19 protein-coding genes are annotated in these 19,080 nt (G+C 61.4%); 6 read left to right on the top strand and 13 right to left on the bottom strand.

Annotated elements, in window-relative coordinates:
- Positions 1–61: 61 nt before the first annotated feature.
- Positions 62–388 (bottom strand): thioredoxin TrxA, encoded by a 327-nt coding sequence (gene trxA, locus ALTER154_RS10140; RefSeq protein ID WP_090241426.1) that lies wholly within the window; start codon positions 386–388, stop codon positions 62–64.
- 279 nt (positions 389–667) lie between these two features.
- Here trxA and ppx point away from each other — a divergent pair, with 279 nt between their 5' ends.
- Complete coding sequence (gene ppx / locus ALTER154_RS10135) at positions 668–2,170, top strand: exopolyphosphatase (protein WP_160086723.1); 1,503 nt, start codon at positions 668–670, stop codon at positions 2,168–2,170.
- Between the two features lie 59 nt (positions 2,171–2,229).
- On the opposite strand, the gene ppk1 is transcribed toward ppx, so the two are convergent.
- The 3 genes from ppk1 to ALTER154_RS10120 all read right to left on the bottom strand — a co-directional run bounded on the left by ppk1 (position 2,230) and on the right by ALTER154_RS10120 (position 6,947).
- Complete coding sequence (gene ppk1, locus ALTER154_RS10130) at positions 2,230–4,434, bottom strand: polyphosphate kinase 1 (RefSeq protein ID WP_160086721.1); 2,205 nt, start codon at positions 4,432–4,434, stop codon at positions 2,230–2,232.
- 18 nt (positions 4,435–4,452) lie between these two features.
- Positions 4,453–5,466 (bottom strand): porphobilinogen synthase, encoded by a 1,014-nt coding sequence (hemB, locus tag ALTER154_RS10125; RefSeq protein WP_160086719.1) that lies wholly within the window; start codon positions 5,464–5,466, stop codon positions 4,453–4,455.
- Positions 5,467–5,711: 245 nt separating this feature from the next.
- Complete coding sequence (locus ALTER154_RS10120; RefSeq protein ID WP_160086717.1) at positions 5,712–6,947, bottom strand: sterol desaturase family protein; 1,236 nt, start codon at positions 6,945–6,947, stop codon at positions 5,712–5,714.
- Between the two features lie 195 nt (positions 6,948–7,142).
- Here ALTER154_RS10120 and elbB point away from each other — a divergent pair, with 195 nt between their 5' ends.
- Both elbB and ALTER154_RS10110 read left to right on the top strand, forming a co-directional pair.
- Entirely contained in the window at positions 7,143–7,805 is a 663-nt protein-coding gene (gene elbB, locus ALTER154_RS10115; protein ID WP_160086715.1) for an isoprenoid biosynthesis glyoxalase ElbB, read from the top strand.
- Positions 7,806–7,943: 138 nt separating this feature from the next.
- Positions 7,944–8,414 carry a thioesterase family protein gene (locus ALTER154_RS10110; RefSeq protein WP_090254664.1) on the top strand — a complete coding sequence of 157 codons (471 nt, stop codon included), beginning with the start codon at positions 7,944–7,946 and terminating at the stop codon, positions 8,412–8,414.
- Between the two features lie 4 nt (positions 8,415–8,418).
- Here ALTER154_RS10110 and ALTER154_RS10105 read toward each other — a convergent pair whose 3' ends face one another.
- Both ALTER154_RS10105 and ALTER154_RS10100 read right to left on the bottom strand, forming a co-directional pair.
- Positions 8,419–8,871 (bottom strand): YaiI/YqxD family protein, encoded by a 453-nt coding sequence (locus ALTER154_RS10105; protein ID WP_160086713.1) that lies wholly within the window; start codon positions 8,869–8,871, stop codon positions 8,419–8,421.
- Between the two features lie 63 nt (positions 8,872–8,934).
- Positions 8,935–10,827, bottom strand: coding sequence for a cytochrome c/FTR1 family iron permease (locus ALTER154_RS10100; RefSeq protein ID WP_160086711.1), 1,893 nt, complete (start codon positions 10,825–10,827; stop codon positions 8,935–8,937).
- Positions 10,828–10,948: 121 nt separating this feature from the next.
- Between ALTER154_RS10100 and ALTER154_RS10095 the strand changes: the two genes are divergently transcribed.
- A complete protein-coding gene (locus ALTER154_RS10095; protein WP_160086709.1) occupies positions 10,949–11,722 on the top strand; it encodes an SDR family NAD(P)-dependent oxidoreductase in 774 nt (257 codons plus the stop codon).
- 15 nt (positions 11,723–11,737) lie between these two features.
- Here the strand turns inward: ALTER154_RS10095 and rhtB are convergent, their stop codons facing one another.
- From rhtB to ALTER154_RS10075, 4 genes are all read right to left on the bottom strand, one after another.
- Positions 11,738–12,367, bottom strand: a complete 630-nt coding sequence (gene rhtB, locus ALTER154_RS10090) for a homoserine/homoserine lactone efflux protein (protein ID WP_160086707.1) — start codon at positions 12,365–12,367, stop codon at positions 11,738–11,740.
- An 84-nt stretch (positions 12,368–12,451) separates the two neighbouring features.
- A complete protein-coding gene (locus tag ALTER154_RS10085; RefSeq protein ID WP_160086705.1) occupies positions 12,452–13,219 on the bottom strand; it encodes a TerC family protein in 768 nt (255 codons plus the stop codon).
- 5 nt (positions 13,220–13,224) lie between these two features.
- Positions 13,225–13,779: a mechanosensitive ion channel domain-containing protein gene (locus tag ALTER154_RS10080; RefSeq protein WP_372239948.1), complete on the bottom strand. Its 555-nt coding sequence runs from the start codon at positions 13,777–13,779 to the stop codon at positions 13,225–13,227.
- Between the two features lie 29 nt (positions 13,780–13,808).
- A complete protein-coding gene (locus ALTER154_RS10075) occupies positions 13,809–15,719 on the bottom strand; it encodes an ATP-binding cassette domain-containing protein (protein ID WP_160086703.1) in 1,911 nt (636 codons plus the stop codon).
- A 50-nt stretch (positions 15,720–15,769) separates the two neighbouring features.
- Here ALTER154_RS10075 and ALTER154_RS10070 point away from each other — a divergent pair, with 50 nt between their 5' ends.
- Entirely contained in the window at positions 15,770–16,234 is a 465-nt protein-coding gene (locus ALTER154_RS10070; RefSeq protein WP_160086701.1) for a TIGR02444 family protein, read from the top strand.
- On the opposite strand, the gene ALTER154_RS10065 is transcribed toward ALTER154_RS10070, so the two are convergent.
- Positions 16,231–17,091: an AlgP family protein gene (locus ALTER154_RS10065; RefSeq protein WP_160086699.1), complete on the bottom strand. Its 861-nt coding sequence runs from the start codon at positions 17,089–17,091 to the stop codon at positions 16,231–16,233. The two genes, ALTER154_RS10070 and ALTER154_RS10065, sit on opposite strands and share 4 nt — an antisense overlap.
- Before the next feature lie 112 nt (positions 17,092–17,203).
- Between ALTER154_RS10065 and ALTER154_RS10060 the strand changes: the two genes are divergently transcribed.
- Complete coding sequence (locus ALTER154_RS10060) at positions 17,204–17,848, top strand: FKBP-type peptidyl-prolyl cis-trans isomerase (RefSeq protein WP_160086697.1); 645 nt, start codon at positions 17,204–17,206, stop codon at positions 17,846–17,848.
- A gap of 12 nt (positions 17,849–17,860) precedes the next feature.
- On the opposite strand, the gene rsd is transcribed toward ALTER154_RS10060, so the two are convergent.
- On the bottom strand, positions 17,861–18,334 hold the full coding sequence (rsd, locus tag ALTER154_RS10055; protein WP_090254640.1) for a sigma D regulator: 474 nt from the start codon (positions 18,332–18,334) through the stop codon (positions 17,861–17,863).
- 196 nt (positions 18,335–18,530) lie between these two features.
- Positions 18,531–19,073: a DUF3833 domain-containing protein gene (locus ALTER154_RS10050; protein WP_160086695.1), complete on the bottom strand. Its 543-nt coding sequence runs from the start codon at positions 19,071–19,073 to the stop codon at positions 18,531–18,533.
- Between the last annotated feature and the right edge of the window lie 7 nt (positions 19,074–19,080).

The raw sequence follows: 19,080 nt of genomic DNA, 5'->3' as shown, positions 1-19,080 counted from the left end.
AGACAGAAAAAAGCCCCGCAATGTGCAGGGCTTTCAGGGCTTGTTGCCGTCTCAGCGCAACTTAGATGTTGCTGTCGAGGAACGCGGCCAGTTGCGACTTGGACAGTGCGCCCACTTTGGTGGCTTCAACATTGCCGTTTTTGAACAGCATCAGCGTCGGGATGCCACGCACACCGAACTTCGGCGGGGTGTCCTGGTTTTCATCGATGTTCAGCTTGCAGACTTTCAGTTTGCCCTGATAGGTCTGGGCGATCTCATCGAGCACCGGTGCGATCATTTTGCACGGGCCGCACCACTCAGCCCAGTAGTCGACCAGCACCGGACCCTCGGCCTGGAGAACATCCTGGTCGAAACTGGCATCGCTGACATTGGTGATGAATTCGCTCATGGAAAGTCTCCGAGTTCGTAAGCAAAAGATGGGCGACATCATAGCCCGGCTTTTCCCACACAGGAAGGCGGTGGCAATTGAGCTTCTCTATGGCCTGGTCACCAGCCAGCCGCGCAAAGGCCTGCGTCACAATTTATTCAGACGGCCGGCAAGCCCTGGCCGGCCGCCGCACGAGCCCTAGTGCAGCCGGCGCGGTCTGTACCTGCGACATCAGTATGCGTTGGCGGGGCCAGCCTATCGTGGCACGATGGCGCGGTTCCGCATTGAGATCGTTCTGCCATGCCGCATACCCCTGCCGAGTCTTTTCCTTTGATTGCAGCTATCGACCTGGGCTCCAACAGCTTCCATATGGTGCTGGCCAAAGCCGATCATGGCGAGATCCGCATCCTCGAACGCCTCGGCGACAAGGTCCAGTTGGCCGCCGGCATCGACGAGCAGCGCCTGCTCAGCGAAGAAGCCATGCAGCGCGGGCTCGATTGCTTGCGCCGCTTCGCTCAGCTGACCGCCAGCCTGCCGGAAGGCGCAGTGCGCGTGGTGGGCACTAATGCCCTGCGTGAGGCGCGCAACCGTGGCGAATTTATCCGCCGCGCCGAAGAAATTCTCGGCCACCCGGTGGAAGTCATCTCCGGGCGCGAAGAAGCGCGCCTGATCTACCTCGGTGTGTCGCACAGCATCGCAGACACCCCTGGCAAGCGTCTGGTTGCCGATATTGGCGGCGGCAGCACCGAGTTCATCATCGGCCAGCGCTTCGAGCCACTGCTGCGCGAAAGCCTGCAAATGGGCTGCGTCAGCTTTACCCAGCGTTTCTTCAAGGACGGCAAGATCACCCCGGCGCGTTACGCCCAGGCCTACACAGCGGCGAGACTGGAGATCATGGGCATTGAACACGCTCTGCGCCGCCTGGGCTGGGAAGATGCGGTGGGTGCATCCGGCACGATCAAGGCCATCGGTCTGACCATTCAAGCGGCGGGCCTTGGCGCAGGCGAAGTGAACGCCCAGGGCCTGGCCTGGCTGAAACGCAAAGTATTCAAGGCTGGTGAGGTGGAAAAGCTCGACCTCGATGGCATCAAGCCAGATCGCCGAGGCATCTTCCCGGCGGGTCTGGCGATTCTCGAAGCGATCTTCGATGCCTGTGATATCCAGCGCATGAGCCATTCCGAAGGCGCGCTGCGTGAAGGCGTGCTGTACGACCTGCTGGGCCGCCATCAGCATGAAGACGTGCGTGAACGCACGCTGAGCTCGCTGATGGAGCGCTATCACGTCGACCTGGAGCAGGCCGCGCGGGTCGAAAGCAAAGCACTCTCGGCACTGGAGAAAGTCGCTCAGGATTGGCAACTGGAAGACGACTGGCACCGCGAGTTGCTCAGCTGGGCGGCCAAGGTGCATGAAGTCGGCCTGGATATTGCGCACTACCAGTACCACAAGCACGGCGCTTACCTGGTCGAGCACTCGGACCTGTCCGGCTTCTCGCGACAGGATCAGCAGATGCTCGCGCTCTTGGTGCGCGGCCATCGACGCAACATCCCCAAGGACAAGTTTGCCGAGTTCGGCGCCGAGGGCATGAAACTGATCCGCCTCTGCGTGCTGCTGCGCTTTGCCATCCTGTTCCACCACATCCGTGGTACTCAGGAAATGCCCAACGTGCAGCTAAAAGCGGCCGAACAGCGCCTGGATATTCAGTTCCCTGAAGGCTGGCTGGAGAGCAACCCGCTGACCCAGGCAGATTTCACCCAGGAAGCGGAGTGGCTTAAGCGCATCGGGATTGAACTGAGTGTGAGCTGATACTCACGGCCCTCGCCCATGGTGGGAGAGGGCCATTCAGATAGATGTGGCAGCCTTGCTTAGCGCGCGCTGATCAGCGGCGCAGTCAGCTTCTCCAGTAGGCCAGCCTGAGCGCTGCGCGGATTCTGGTTGCCGCTGGGGCTGACACGCAGATAACGCCCGTCCGGCTGCAGCACCCAGGCCTGGGTGTTGTCGGTCAGGTAGCTTTCCAGCTCCTTCTTGACCCGCAGAATCAGCTTCTTGCCTTCCACCGGGAAGCAAGTCTCGACGCGCTTGTCGAGGTTGCGCTCCATCCAGTCGGCACTCGACAGGTAGATCTTCTCCTCGCCGCCATTGGAGAAATAGAACACCCGCGTGTGCTCCAGGAAACGGCCAATGATCGAGCGCACCTGAATGTTGTGCGAGACCCCGACAATCCCTGGACGCAAGCAGCACATGCCGCGCACCACCAGGTCGATCTTCACCCCAGTCTGGCTGGCCTTGTACAGCGCGCGGATGATCTTCGGATCAGTCAGCGAGTTGAACTTGGCGATGATATGCGCCGGCTTGCCCTCGGCCGCCAGCGCGGTTTCGCGGGCGATCATGTCGAGCAGAGTCTTCTTCAGGGTAAACGGCGCGTGCAGCAGCTTTTTCATGCGCAGGGTCTTACCCATGCCAATCAGCTGACTGAACAGCTTGGACACGTCTTCACACAGCGCAACATCAGCGGTGAGCAAGCTGTAGTCGGTATACAACTTGGCGTTGCCGGCATGGTAGTTACCGGTGCCCAGGTGTGCATACCGGACGATATCGCCCGCTTCACGACGCAGAATCAGCATCATCTTGGCGTGGGTTTTAAAGCCCACCACACCGTAGATCACCACCGCGCCAGCGGCCTGCAGGCGGCTGGCCAGCTGCAGGTTGGACTCTTCATCAAAGCGCGCGCGCAGCTCGATCACCGCGGTGACTTCCTTGCCGTTGCGCGCGGCTTCCACCAGCGCATCGACGATCTCCGAGTTGGCCCCGGAGCGGTATAGCGTCTGCTTGATGGCCAGTACGTGCGGGTCTTTCGCCGCCTGACGCAGCAGATCGACCACCGGGGTGAACGACTCGAAGGGGTGCAGCAGCAGAATGTCCTGCTTACTGACCACACTGAAAATGTTCTCGGCGTTCTGCAACAGCTTGGGGATCACCGGGGTAAACGGGGTGTATTGCAGCTCCGGATGACTTTCCAGGCCGGTGATGCTGAACAGGCGGGTCAGGTTGACCGGACCATTGACCCGGTACAACTCGGCCTCGGTCAGGCTGAACTGCTTGAGCAGGTAATCGAGCAGCGGCCGTGGGCAGGTGTCGACCACTTCCAGGCGCACGGCATCGCCATAACGGCGGCTGAACAACTCGCCACGCAGGGCGCGGGCCAGGTCTTCGACGTCCTCGGTGTCCACCGACAGGTCAGCGTTCCGGGTCAGGCGGAACTGGTAGCAGCCCTTGACCTTCATGCCCTGGAACAGGTCATCGGCGTGGGCGTGGATCATCGAGGAGAGGAAGACGAAGTTGTCGCCAGGGCCACCGACGTCTTCCGGCACCTTGATAATGCGTGGCAGCAGGCGCGGCGCCGGGATGATCGCCAGACCCGAGTCGCGGCCGAAGGCGTCGATACCTTCCAGCTCGACGATAAAGTTCAGGCTCTTGTTCACCAGCAACGGGAACGGGTGCGTCGGATCGAGGCCGATCGGGGTGATGATTGGCGCGATCTCGTCGCGGAAATAGCGGCGCACCCAGGCCTTGTGCTTGGCCGTCCAGAAACGCCGACGGATAAAGTTGACGTTGTGCTTGGCCAGCGCCGGAAACAGGGTGTCGTTAAGAATGGCGTACTGCCGGTCCACCTGCTCGTGCACCAGCTCGGCAATCCGCGCCAGCGCCTGATGCGGCTGCAGGCCATCGGCGCCGGCCTGTTCACGGGCGAAGTTGATCTGCTTCTTCAGCCCAGCCACGCGGATCTCGAAGAACTCATCGAGGTTGCTGGAGAAGATCAGCAGGAACTTCAACCGCTCCAGCAACGGATAGGACTCATCCAGCGCCTGTTCCAGCACGCGGATATTGAATTGCAGCTGCGACAGCTCGCGGTGAATGTACAGGCTGCTGTCATCCAGGTTATGGATCACCACAGGCGCCGGGGCGACCGGCACTGGGGCTTCGATGACAGGCACTTCCACGGCTACAACCTCGTCGACGACCGGCTGGGCGTCTTGCAATTCAGGGGTACTGAGTCCTTCGGTGTTCATTACAAAGTCCTGGCGGGGCTATTGCCCCTGCTTCAGCAGTTCTGCCGCGCGCACGGCGAAATAAGTCAGGATGCCATCGGCACCCGCACGTTTGAAGGCGGTCAGTGATTCAAGAATCACCGCCTCGCCCAACCAACCATTCTGGATAGCCGCCATATGCATGGCGTACTCACCGCTGACCTGATAGACAAAGGTCGGCACCTTGAATTCCGCTTTGACCCGCCAGAGGATGTCCAGATAGGGCATGCCCGGCTTGACCATCACCATATCCGCGCCTTCGGCCAGATCGGCCGCTACTTCATGCAGCGCTTCGTCGCCATTGGCCGGGTCCATCTGGTAGCTGGCCTTGTTGGCCTTGCCCAGATTCGCCGCCGAACCCACCGCATCGCGAAACGGGCCGTAGTAGGCGCTGGCGTACTTGGCCGAGTAGGCCATGATGCGCACATTGCTGTGATCGGCCAGTTCCAGCGCCTCGCGGATCGCCTGCACGCGGCCATCCATCATGTCCGAGGGCGCCACCACCTGAGCACCAGCAGCGGCATGTGACAGCGCCTGCTTGACCAGCGCATCAACGGTCACGTCGTTCTGCACATAGCCGGATTCATCGAGGATGCCGTCCTGACCGTGCGTGGTGAACGGGTCCAGCGCCACGTCGCTGATCACCCCCAACTCGGGAAACTTGGCGCGCAGGGCGCGGATGGCGCGCTGGGCGATGCCGTCGGGGTTCCAGGCTTCTTCAGCCAGCAGGGATTTTTTCTCCAGCGGAGTCACCGGGAACAGCGCCAGCGCCGGAATGCCCAGGGCCACCCAGTGTTCGGCTTCCTTGAGCAGCAGGTCAATGGACAGGCGCTCGACGCCGGGCATCGAGGCAATCGCTTCGCGGCGGTTTTCGCCGTCGAGGACGAACACCGGCAGAATCAGGTCATCGACACTCAGGCGGTTTTCCCGCACCAGACGCCGGGAAAAATCATCACGGCGGTTGCGACGCAGGCGAGTGGCGGGAAACAGGCGATTGGCGGGGGTAAAGCTCACGGCAGGCTCCGAAGCCCGTAGCGACGGGCGAGTGTGACAGTTATAAGCGGCCATTATGACCAAAGTATGACAACGCACGACAGCGCTGCGACCGCTTGCCGCAAGCCCAGCAAGCATAGCGCCGCGACAGACGCGAGGATATGCCGGAAAAGCAGGTAGGTAGCCCGAATTGCAAGGCTTAAACGCATAACGGTGGAGCAGGCCTGCGCCTCTCCACCGTTATCGGGTCCAGCAGCAGTCTCTGCCTAAGCAGGCACGGGAGTATGTCCGCGCGGGGTCCAGAACAGCGCACCGACACTGAGCAGGCTGTAGCCCAGCAGTAGCGCCCAGAGCATTGGCTGAGCGGTCAACAGGCCAAGCTGCAGGGCCAGCCAGACTGCCGGCAGGTTGAGCAGCAGACGCAGCATTTCCCAGCGCCTGGCCGTCGGCCGGTTTTCCAGCCAGCTGCCGATGATCATCAGCCCCACGGCCATCCAGACGATGCCCAGTAGCGCCTGCATCAGGCTCAGTGTGTCGCCCATGCCCAGCAGCACGGTGCCGGCCACTACATACAGACTGAACTGCACGCCGGCATAAAGCTTCTGCGCCAGGCTCAGTGGCACGTCGAATTTGACGAACTGGCTGAGGTCCGGCTTGCTTTGCGGGTACTTGGCCGCCACATCTGCCGGGCGCCAGCCGGTGCGCATAAACCAGATGCGCAACTTGTCCCACCAGGACTCGGCCCTTACCGCGTCCCGCCACAGCGCGACATAGAACTGCGCATTGGCCCAAAGCGGGTTCCAGCTGGCCAGCGGCGTGGTCACGCCAAAGATCACCGGTTCTTCGTCCAGTTCCTCCTGAAAGGTGCCGAACAACCGATCCCAGAGAATGAACACTCCGCCGTAATTGCGATCCATATACACAGCATTCTGCGCATGGTGCACACGGTGGTTGGACGGCGTGATGAAGAACCACTCGAACCAGCCCAGTTTGGGAATGTGCCGGGTGTGCACCCAGAACTGATACAGCAGGTTCAACGCAGCCACGGTGAGGAATACCAGCGGCGGTACGCCAATCAGCGCCATCGGCAGGTAGAAGATCCAGCCAAAGATGAAGCCGGTACTGGTCTGCCGCAACGCGGTGGAAAGATTGTAGTCCTCGCTCTGGTGATGCACCGAATGTGCGGCCCAGAGCACGTTGCGCTCATGACCCAAACGGTGGTTCCAGTAGTAACAGAAGTCGTAGAAGACGAAGGCAAACAGCCAAACCCACAGGCTGCTGGCCGACAACTCGAACACACCGAAGTGCTGCCAGGCCAGGGTGTAAGTGAGTAACCCGACGGCCTTGGTCAGCAGACCCACGGTAGTCGACAGCACCCCGGCGCTGAGGCTGTTGATGGCGTCGGAGAAGCGGTAGGTGCTGACCCCGCGCCAGCGGTCGAGCAGCAGCTCCAGGGCGATCAAGGCAAAGAAGAACGGTACGGCATAGAGGATGTAATTCATGGTTTCACCGGTTGCATAGAATCGCCATATCGCTGCACGAGGCTAACGGCTAGGATTGCTCAATAAATCCTAGCCCAGCGCCACATCCGCCTCGCGGCGCGCCATGCCAACCTGGGTGGCATATGGCGACATTAAGGTTCAGGCGACGACAAGACACGACTCAATTCGGTACAGCTGGTTATTCAGGAGAATTTGATGAACAAGAAAGTCGCGGTGATTCTTTCCGGCTGTGGCGTCTACGACGGCGCGGAAATCCATGAAAGCGTGATCACCCTGCTGCGTCTCGATCAACGCGGCGCGCAGGTGCAGTGCTTTGCTCCCAACGTGCCGCAGCTGCACGTGGTCGATCACTACAGTGGCGACGAAATGGACGACACGCGCAACGTACTGGTTGAATCGGCGCGCATCGCCCGCGGCAAGATCAAGGACGTCAAGGAGCTGCATGTCGGCGACTTCGATGCGCTGATCCTGCCAGGCGGCTTCGGCGTGGCAAAAAACCTTTCCGACTTCGCCATCAGCGGCGCCAACTGCACCGTGCAGCCCGATGTACTGAGCGCCACCCAGGCCTTCGTCAAGGCCGGCAAGCCGGTGGGCTTGATGTGCATCGCCCCGGCACTGGCGGCAAAAATCTTCGGCGCGGGCGTGATCTGCACCATCGGCAAGGACCATGAAACCGCCGCTGCCGTGGTGCAGATGGGTGCCGAGCACCATGATTGCGAAGTCAGCGAGATTGTCGAAGACGCCGAACGCAAGCTGGTGACCACCCCGGCCTATATGTCCGCCCAGTCGATCAGTGAGGCCGCCTCGGGGATCAACAAGCTGGTTGATCGGGTGCTGGAGCTCAGCCAACCAGCCTAAATCTTCGACCTGATCAGCCACCGACCAGGCCGATAGCAAGCCAATCACGCCAATGCGCGCGGTACTCCGGCCGCGCCACTGGTCACCGCGGCCCCAGTGCGGCAGGTTGAGTATCCCTTCGCCTAGGCACGATCTCCAATGAGTAACCCACCTTTCGAGCTCACCGCCGAGCTTCAGCAAGCGGTTAGCAGCTTCTTCCAACGTATCCCGTTTAATCAGATGCTCGGTATCGAGCTGGACGAGCTGAGCGCCCAGCGCGTGACCATGCACCTACCGATGAAGCCCGAGCTGATCGGCAACTTCGTCCACGGCATTCTGCATGGCGGGGTGATTTCTTCGCTGCTGGATGTAGCCGGCGGTGCCATGGCGCTGATTGGCGCCTTCGATAAGCACCAGCATCTGTCCAGCGCCGAACGCATGGCGCGGCTGTCCAAGCTCGGCACCATCGACCTGCGCATCGACTACCTGCGCCCCGGCCGTGGCCAGCGCTTTACCGCCAGCGCCGTGCTGCTGCGTACCGGCAACAAGGTAGCGGTGGTGCGCAGCGAACTGCACAGCGATGACGGCACCTTGGTCGCCGTCGGTACTGGCACTTATCTGTGCGGCTAAAAAGCTAACGGCGCTGCAAACGCGTAAGAATGCGATCCAATGAATTGGCAAACGCCTGCTTGTCGCGCTCACCATAAGGCGGCTGACCGCCACCCACCTGACCCAGCTCGCGCAACTCGGTGAACAGGTTACGCACGGCCAGTTTGTCGCCCATGTTGCGCTCATCGAACTCGCGGCCACGCGGGTCGAGGGCAGCCACGCCCTTCTTCACCAAGCGGTCGGCCAGCGGTACGTCGCTGCAGATCACCAGCTCACCCGGCAGCGCATGTTCCACCAGGTAGTCATCCGCTGCATCCGGACCGCTGGGCACCACAATCAGCCGCACACAGCTGTAGGCCGGTTTGACCTGCGCCTGCCCCGCCACCAACAGCACCTCGAAGCGTCGCTTCAAGGCGAACTTCACCACCTGATCCTTGGCCGCCTTGGGGCAGGCATCGGCATCAATCCAGACTCGCATCACCCTGCACTCTCCAGAGGCACTAAAGCCGGCATGTTAAGCCATGCCGGCCACCACTGAGCTTTACGCCTGAGACAAACGGCGCCGCTCGCCCAGCCAGCTGCGCCCGTACAACAGCGTAATAGCTGCCAGCGCCGTAGCCTGGGCCGCCAGGCTGTAGGCATCGTCGTGAATACCCAGCCAGTCGAACTCAAAGAATGCCACCGGCCGCGTACCGAGCACTCCAGCTTCCTGCAGCGCCGCGACGCCATGGCCAGCGAATACCACCGAGAGCACACAGAGCAACACCGCATTGACACCGAAGAAGGTCGCCAGCGGCAGTTTGCGCGAGCCGCGCAGAATCACCCAGGCCAGCCCCAGCAGCAGAACCAAAGCCGCCGCCGCACCCGCCAGCACCATGCCGTGGCCTTGCGGACCGGCCTGCAGCCAGAGGGTTTCGTAGAACAGGATGACTTCGAACAACTCGCGGTACACCGAGAAGAACGCCAGCACGGCAAAGCCGAAACGCCCGCCACCGCCGACCAGGCTGCTCTTGATGTAATCCTGCCAGGCCGCCGCATGCCGGCGGTCATGCATCCACACCCCGAGCCAGAGCACCATCACGCTGGCAAACAACGCAGTCACGCCTTCCAGCAGTTCACGCTGCGCACCGCTGACATCGATCAAGTACGCCGCCAACGCCCAGGTGCCAGCGCCAGCCAGCAGCGCCAGGCCCCAGCCGATATGCACGCTGCGCACCGCCTGTTGCTGGCCAGTGTTGCGCAGGAAAGCCAGAATCGCCGCCAGCACCAGAATCGCCTCCAGCCCTTCACGCAGCAAAATCAGCAGGCTGGAGAAGAAACTCAGTGAGTCCGACAAACCATCGCTGTCGAGCAACGCGGCAGACGTCGCCAGCTCGGCCTTGGCCTGCTCCAGCCGCTGCGCCGCCTGCGGCACCGACAGGCCATCCTGCAGCGCCTGGCGGTAAGCCATCAGCGCACGCTCGGTGGTCTTGCGCTGCACCGAGTCAAGGTTATCCAGGGCGCTTTCGACCAGCTCGAAGCCTTCCAGATAGGCACCGACAGAAAGGTCATAGGCCTGCTCGTGATCGCCGGCGCGGTAGGCCGCCAGGCTCTGCTCCAGGGTCGCGCGGGTGTGTTCGATCAATTGCAGCGGGCCGCGCTGCTGCACCGGCGGCTGGGCGCGCTGGGCACGGAAGCGTGCAGCCGCCTCATCACCCTGCGCTGCCGCCACTTCATCCGGGGTTGTGCCGGCCAACACCGCCATCGTGAACGGCGCGCCGGCGGCAACCGGCGCGGCACTGAAGCCGGCGATATAACTGGCCAGGTCCCAGCGCTGGCGCTCATCCAACTGATCGGCAAAAGCCGCCATATCGGTGCCTTCGATGCCCAGACCGATGGTGTTGAACAGGTCATACAGACTCAACCGGTTGAGCCGCGCCAGGTCGCGCAGGTTGGCTGGTGGCGGCTCCAGGCCGATACCGGCCGGCCCATCACCCGCACCGCTGGCGCCGTGGCACACGCTGCAGTGCTGGGCAAACAGCGGCGCGCCACGGCTAGGATCAGGGGTGATAGCTGGGGTCTGACTGACGCCATAAGCGCTGGCCAAGGTCGCGGCCAACTGCCGGGCCTGCAGGGCAACCTGGCCGCCGTCGACACGGTGCTCAATGCCCTGGCGCAAGCTGGCAACGCCCTGCTGCAACTCGGCTTGCTCATTACGCGCTGGCAGCGCAACGATCAGCCCTTGCAGTACAGTAAGAAACTCAAGCTGCTCACGGTACTCACCGGAGTCGATTACCTGACCATTGGCCACGGTGGCCGGGTAGTCAGCGCCCAGGTAACCGAGCAGATGCAACGCTTGCGCCGCGCCGTCAATGGGCTCGGCCATAACAGCCAGGCTGCAGAATGCCAACACAGGCACCAGCAACCAGCTGCAGAAACGTAATACGGAAGTCATATAGGAGTGGATCCCAAATACGAATGGATGACATTCGATTGTTACCCTCCTAATGATTTTCCTCAACCTTTGATCGACCATGGCCTGCGACGGATCGTCGCAAGGATGCAGGAGTGATGCGATGACGTTTTGGCAACGCTTGGAAGAACCAGCGCATGTCGTGGTCTGCGGTGCCAGCCGGGGAATCGGTCTGGCCCTCACCGCGCAGCTGCTGGCGCGCGCTGATATTGCTGAAGTGTGGGCCATCGCCCGCCACGCCAACCAGGCCCCCGGCTTGCTTGAGCTGCAAGCGCAATACGGCCAACGCCTGCGCTGCCTGGATGTGGACGTGTGCGATGAACAGGCGCTGAGCGCGATGGCCATGCATTTACGTGCCGCCATGCCACGCCTGCACCTGTTGCTGTGTACCGTTGGTGTGCTGCAGGACGGCGCAGCGAAAGCCGAGAAAGGCCTAAGCCAGATCAGTCTTGAAGGGCTACTGGCAACCTTTCAACGCAACAGCTTTGCGCCGATTCTGCTGCTCAAGCACCTGCTGCCGCTGCTGCGTGGTCAGCACGCGTGCACTGTGGCGGCGCTGTCGGCACGGGTCGGTTCGATTGGCGATAACCGCCTCGGCGGCTGGTACAGCTACCGTGCCAGCAAGGCCGCGCTGAACCAACTGCTGCACACCGCGAGCATCGAGTTGAGCCGTCTCAACCCCAACAGCTGCGTGCTCAGCCTGCACCCTGGCACCACCGACACCGAACTGTCGAAACCCTTTCAGGCCAATGTGCCAGCCGACAAACTGTTTACCCCAAACTACTCAGCCGAATGCCTGCTTGCGCAGATCGAACAGCACGGACCGGCGCAGACTGGCACGTTCTGGGGCTGGGATGGCCAGCCGATTCCCTGGTAACTCAACCCGCGCAGTTCAGACCGGCGCGCGCCGCACGCTGGCCAGCAGTGCCGCCGCGCCGACAAACAGCGCGCCAAATGTGCGGTTCATCAGCTTCTGCTGACGTGGCGAACGCAGCGCGCCCAACACCCGGGCAGCCAGACCGGTGTAACCGGCCATAACAATCAGGTCGACGCAGATCATGGTCACCCCCATCACCAGGTACTGCATCAGCAGCGGTGCCTGCGGGTTAAGGAACTGCGGCAGCACCGCGAGCATAAAGACGATCGCCTTGGGGTTGCTGAAGTTGACCAGAAAGCCGCGCAGCACCAGGGTCAGCGGCCGGCCGATGGGGCGCTCGGTCTGCGCGGCCATATCACTGGGCAGCGCCTGCCACTGGCGATAGCCGAGGTACACCAGATAGACCACGCCAAACCATTTGATCAGGCTGAAAGCCAGCTCCGACGCCGCCAGAATCGCCCCAACACCGGCGGCTACGATGGCAATCTGCAAGGCCAGGCCCAGCTGCAGGCCCAGAGCATTCCAGTAACCGCGCACAAACCCGTATTGCAGCCCGGCGGACATCGAGGCAATCGCCCCGGCACCCGGCGACAGGCTAATGACCCAACAGGCCACAAAGAACGCAAGCCAGGTTTCCAGTGCCATGGCATTTCTCCATTAAACAAATGCGAAATAAAAAGGGGCAGGCCTTAGCCTACCCCTTGTCGATTGCCTCGCCCAGCCTGTGGTTTAGTTTGGCAAGTCCTTGCGCAACTGCACCGGCTCCGCCTCTTCTTCCTTGCGTGCACGAGCACGAGCGGTACGCATACGGATATTGACGGCTTCCACCGCCAGCGAGAAGGCCATGGCGAAGTACACATAACCCTTCGGCACATGCACCTCGAAGGCTTCGGCGATCAACACGGTACCGACCACGATGAGGAACGACAGGGCAAGAATTTTCAGGCTCGGGTGCTTGTCGATAAAGTCGCTGATAGTGCCAGCCGACAGCATCATCACGATCACCGAAATCACAATGGCCGCGACCATGACGGGCACGTTGTCGACCAAACCGACGGCGGTGATGACCGAGTCCAGGGAGAACACGATGTCGATGATCGCGATCTGTACGATGATCCCCATAAAGCCGTAGGTCTTGCCACCGACGGATTGGGCTTCTTCTTCGCCTTCCAGGCTGTGGAAGATCTCCGCAGTACTCTTCCACAACAGGAACAGACCACCGAAGAACAGAATCAGATCACGGCCGGAGAAGCCCTGATCGAACACATGAAACAGATCGGCCGTCAGGCGCATCACCCAGCTGATCGACAGCAGCAGGAGAATCCGCGTGCCCATCGCCAGCGCCAGGCCGAAGAAGCGCGCCTTGGGTTGCTGATGCTTGGGCAGACGGCTGACCAGGATCGAAATAAAGATGATGTTGTCGATGCCCAGGACAATTTCCAGGGCGGTCAGGGTCAGAAACGCGACCCAGAGTTCAGGGCTGGCCAGCCATTCCATAGGAATCAGTTCTCGCTAGTACGTACAGGTGGGAGTTCGCCATTGCGCCAGCGGCGCACGGCTTTTTGAAAAAACAGGCTATTGGGAATCTGCACCCAGGCACCAGGGGCATCACCGCTGAGATCTTCCAGGGTGGTATAGAACAGGTTGATTGCCATCACCCTGCCGCGCACCCCGGGCTTGTCGGCGCTTTCCAGCACTTCGACACAATCACCGATACGAAACGGCCCCATGGCGAAGATCAACAACGCGCAGAACATGTTGGACAACACGCTCCAGATGGCGAAAAAGGCCACTGCAGCGACGGCGGCAAAGCCGGTCAGTGCGGTCCACAGCACCTGCGCGGAAACGCCCAGTCGCTCCAGCACCAACATGAATGCGCTACCGAGAATCAGCCAGCGCAGCAGGCCGCGCAGCGGCATCAGCAACTCGGCCGGCAACTGCGGGTAGCGGTTACCGAGGCGGGTGATGCCACGGGTGAGAATGCGCTGAAACAACCAGGCCAGCAGCACAATCAGGATTACCTGACCGGTGCGCAGCAACGGCTCCTGCCAGGTCATCAGCCATTCCAGCGTCGGCAGGGTGATGTTCAACTGGCGGCCTCAAGCTCGGCTTGCAGAGCTTCGAGGGTTTCCAGCGCGAGCATCCAGCGTTCTTCAAGATCGGCTTCGCGACTTTTCAGCTTGGCCTGTTCGGCCAGGGCGTCACGCAGCTCGTCCTTGCGCGCGGCCTCGTAGATGCCGCTGTCGCCCAAACGCGCTTCGACGGCAGCGAGCTTCTCGTGCAACTGGCCCAGTTCTTTCTCCAGCTTGTCGGCTTCGCGCTTATGCGGCGCCAATTGCTGACGCAAAGCCGCTGCGGCCTGGCGCTGCACACGCTTGTCGGCTTTATCCGGGTTGCTTTCACCACTGCTGGTCGGCGCCTGCCGCGTGCGGTAGTCCACCAGCCAGCGGGCATAGTCTTCCAGGTCACCGTCAAACGGCTGCACCTGACCATCGGCGACCAGCAGGAACTCGTCGGTGGTGCTTTTCAGCAGATGGCGATCGTGCGACACCACCACCACTGCGCCGCTGAACTCCTGCAGCGCCATGGTCAGCGCCAGGCGCATTTCCAGGTCGAGGTGGTTGGTCGGTTCATCGAGCAGCAGCAGGTTGGGCTTGCCCCAGGCAATCAGCGCCAAGGCCAGACGGGCTTTCTCACCGCCGGAGAAATTCAGCACCGGCTCGTCGCAACGCGGGCCGCGGAAGTCGAAACCACCGAGAAAGTCGCGCAGGGTCTGCTCACGCTCGGTCGGCGCCAGGCGCTGGAAGTGCAGCAATGGGCTGGCCTTGTCATCCAGGGCATCGAGCTGATGCTGGGCGAAGTAGCCAACCACCAGGTTCTCGCCGCGCTGCAGATGGCCGCTGATGGGCTGCAGTTCGTTCGACAGGTTTTTGATCAGGGTCGACTTACCCGCCCCGTTCGGTCCGAGCAGGCCCAAGCGCGCGCCGGGAGACAGGTTCAGTTTGACCTTCTCCAGCACCACCTTGTCGCCGTAACCCAGGCGGCCTTCGCTCAGACTGAGCAGCGGGCTGGAGATCTTGTCGGCCTCACGGAAGCTGAAGTCAAACGGCGAATCGACGTGCGCCGCCGACAGCTCTTCCATGCGTTCCAGCGCTTTGATCCGGCTCTGCGCCTGGCGCGCCTTGGTGGCCTGGGCCTTGAAGCGGGCGATGTACTTTTCCATGTGCGCGCGCTGCGCCTGCTGCTTCTCGTACGCCTGTTGCTGCTGCGCCAGGCGCTCGGCACGGGTGCGCTCGAAGGCCGAATAGCCGCCGCGATACAGGGTCAGTTTCTGCTGATCGAGGTGGGCAACGTGGTCCACTACGGCATCCAGGAAATCGCGGTCATGGGAGATCAGCAGCAAGGTACCGGGGTAACCTTTCAGCCAGCTTTCCAGCCAAAGGATCGCATCGAGATCGAGGTGGTTGGTCGGCTCGTCGAGCAACAACAGGTCGGACGGGCACATCAACGCCTGCGCCAGGTTCAGGCGCATGCGCCAGCCACCGGAGAAGTCGCCGACACGGCGATCCATCTGCGCACTGTCAAAGCCCAGACCGGCGAGCAACTTGCGCGCACGGGCATCGGCACTGTAGCCGTCGAGGGTGTCCAGCTCGGTGTGGAGACGCGCCACGGCGGCACCGTCATGCGCCGCCTCGGCCACAGCCAGTTCGGCCTGCACCTTGCGCAGTTGCAGGTCGCCATCGAGCACATAGTCGACTGCCTGACGCTCGACCGCGTCGATCTCCTGGCGCATATGCGCCACACGCCAATCGGCGGGGATCAGGCAGTCGCCCGCGTCCGCACTCAGCTCGCCACGAAACAAGGCAAACAGGCTGGATTTGCCGGCGCCATTGGCGCCGATCAGGCCGGCTTTATGGCCGGGGTGCAGGGTCATCTCGGCGTCTTCTAGCAGACGCTGAGGGCCACGCTGTAAAGTCAGGTTCTGGAGTCGGATCATAATGGCGGCGGAGTCTACCAGAGTCCCTTTAGAGAAACCCGGAAAGCACCATGCCTACTGACCTGTGGCGATTCGCCGAAGCACTGTATCAACGCCCTGGCGTCGAGGCCGCGTGCCTGCTGTTGCAAACGCAAGGGGCGGACGTGTGCCTGCTGCTTTGCGCCGCCTGGCTGGAACGCCGGCAGATTATCTGCACCAACGAGCGCAGCGATGCGTTACGCAATATCGCGCAACCCTGGCAACAGCAGGTAGTAGTGCCGCTGCGCCAATTGCGCCAGAGCTGGCGCGAGCAGGCACAGAGCAATCATGCCCTGGCGCAATTACGTGAACAGATCAAACAGCTGGAGCTGACCGCAGAGCGCGAGCAGTTGGAACGCTTGGCAGCCTGTACTCAGGACTGGTCAAGCCACGCGGCGAACGCGCAGCTGCATTGGCTGGAAAGACTGACTCCCCCGCCGGGCAACCGCGATGCGCTGCAAACGCTGCGCATCGCGGCGGCACACCTCAGCGCTTAAACAGCGCTGGGCGGAGTGCTGCCATTGCTGCCGGCAGGTGCAGCAGGCGCTTCGGCAACCACTGGTTTGGCAGCAGCGGGCTTAGCGGCAGCTTTCTTCACAACCGGCTTGGCTGCAGGTTTTGCAGCAGGCTTGCTGGCAGGTTTAGCCGCTGGAGCCTTTTTCACCGCAGGTTTAGCAGCTGCCTTGGCAGGCTGTGCCACCGGCTTGCTCGCTTCAGGCTTGGCCGCGCTGGCTGCTGGTTTTTTCGCCGCAGGTTTGGCAGGTGCCTTGGCTGCTGGCTTTGCCGCGACGGGAGCCTTGCTGACAGCCTTGGCCGGGGCCTTGGCAGCTGGCGCAGCAGCTTTAGTAGCAGGTTTAGCCGCTGGCTTACTGGCAGCAGGCTTGGCCGGGGCTTTAGTTGCGGCTGGCTTGGCAGCCGGTTTGACCAGAGCGGCCTTAGCCGAACGGCTGTCCAGCGCTTTGCCTACAGCTTCTTTAACCTTGCCAACGCCCTGGGCGAGCTTCAGGCTTTCCTGTGCGTCGCGCTTAAGGCTGGCGATGTAGGTACGGGTTTCACTTTGGCGGTCTTTCAGGGTATCGAGCAATTGCTCCAGCTCAGCCACGGCTTCTTTACCTTTGGCCTGCGCCTTGGCTTTGCCGGCTACCGCTGAATCCTGCATTTTACTGCGGGCTTTATGCAGTTTTTCCTGGGCCTTGCCGCGTTGCTTTTCCAACTTGGCGAGCAACTTCTCGGCATCAACCAAAGCACGCGTGCAGGCATCTTCAAGATGCTCAAGCAGGCTGCTGGAAAGTTGCTGCAGCAGGTGCAGCGGGGTACTCACTGATTTCTTCTTTGCATTCTTTGTTGCCGACATGACACGCCTCCTGGCGGATGAAGATGGCGCCATACTAGACCTCCTTTTGTCCGCCTTGCCACCTCGCCGCACCTGGCTGGCATAATCGGCGCATCTTCGCCGGAGAACCCCCATGCCACGTTTTACCCTGTTATTGCTCTGCCTGCTCGCGCCCTTGTCTCAAGCAGATGAGCACGCCCACGACCTGGCTTACAGCTTGGGGGTAAAACTCGGCGAGCGACTGCGCGACGAAGTACCGGATCTGGAACTGCAAGCGCTGCTCGATGGCCTGCGCCAGGCTTACCGCAATGAGCCGCTGGCAGTGGATGCCAAACGCATCGAAAGCCTGCTGGCCGAGCATGAAGCGCAACTGGCTAACGCGCCTGAGCGCGTTGAAAAAGCCAAGACGGCCGAACAGCGCTTTCTCGCCATGGAGAAAGCCAAGGCCGGTGTACGCGTACTGCAGGATGGCGTATTGATGCAGGAGCTGCGCGCCGGCAACGGCCGCAAACCAGGCCCCAAGGATCGTATTCAGGTGCGCTATATCGGCTTCTTGGCGGATGGCAGCCAGTTTGATGAAAGTCAGACTGCGCAGTGGTTTCGCTTAGACAGCGTGATCGCTGGATGGCGCAGTGCGCTGCAGCAGATGCCAGTCGGCGCACAATGGCGTTTGGTGATTCCATCGGCGCAGGCGTATGGCGAAGAAGGTGCGGGAGATTTGATTCCACCCTACTCGCCCCTGGTGTTCGAGCTGGAATTGCTCGACACCAAGGAGTAACGCGTCGGCGTATCAGAGGGCAGGCGTGGCCTGTTCCTGATGGGCGTTATGCAGGACTTCGATCAAGCAGTCCTCCAGCTCAAACCGCTCGTGCAACAACTGCCCCAAGCGTTTCAGCTCGTCGATCAGCGAGACCGAGTCATGGCAATCGCCATTGTCACAACGGTCGTTGAACGCCAGCGCCACTTCGGTGATGACCTCAATGCGCGGGTAAATCTGCTTGGCCAAATCGAGGCCACGCTGGTCACCAAAGGCCTTGGCTTCGCTGGTCAACTGTTCGTACACCTCGAAATGGCCAGCGGACACATAGTCAACCAGGATTTCGCAGAAATGCTGCAGCGGCTCTGCGTTGGCGCTCGGAGCTTGCGGCGAACTGTTGATGGCCGCGTAGGCACTCACCAATTCCTTGCGCTCTTGCAGCCAGCGGTCGATCAGCAGGTGAACTCCACCCCAACGTTCCTGGGCGTTCTGACAACTCTCGAGCATGATGACCTCTACTTCCCTATTGCTATTAGTGTTGTACGCCCGCATCGAGACAGTTTTTTGTCAGTCCGTGCAAGGTCTGGGAAGACAGCCGCGAAACGGCAACTTTCCGGCGGTATCTGTGAGCCAGATTATTCCCGCCGGCCTGGGCCTTCAAGGTAGCGCCGGAGAAAATTTCATACAAGCGTTTAACCGGCGACTATTCGGCTTTACCCGCCACGGCGGGCTTGTAAAAGCTCAGGGTGACCTGACCCAGATCGATCCCCCACTTCGACATCCGTGCGCGGTTGAGCATCACCTGACCATCCATCAGGAACATCCAGTCATCAAAATCAACCACATAGGTTGAGTCATCGACCTTTAGCCGCAGTTTGTAACGCCAGTGCAAGGCGTTGCCGGCCACTTCACCGATAGCCTCGCCAACCACATCGTCTGCCGTGCCACGCCAGCTGCCGTCAGCCTGTTTTTTAAGGGTCCAGACGCGCCGCTCGGTGCTGCCATCGCTGTAGGTAAAGCGCTCATCCAGCACGCCTACATCGCCATCCCAGGTGCCGGTCATGGCCACATGGAAGCGCTTGACCACTTCGCCGGAGCGGTTCTGGAACATCCCCCAGGCCTGCATATCACCCTTGAAGTAATCGCTCAGCTCTAGGCGCGGCTGCTCATTGGCGTAATCACTCACCTGCGGGCCGGCGCACCCTAGCAACAGCGCCATCAGACAACCCATCAACAACGTTCGCATAAGCACC

The organism is Pseudomonas sp. 9AZ (assembly GCF_902506525.1).
Taxonomy (GTDB): domain Bacteria; phylum Pseudomonadota; class Gammaproteobacteria; order Pseudomonadales; family Pseudomonadaceae; genus Aquipseudomonas; species Aquipseudomonas peli.
The sequence above is the reverse complement of the archived record's forward strand: the minus strand, read 5'-3'. Positions and strand labels throughout refer to the sequence as shown.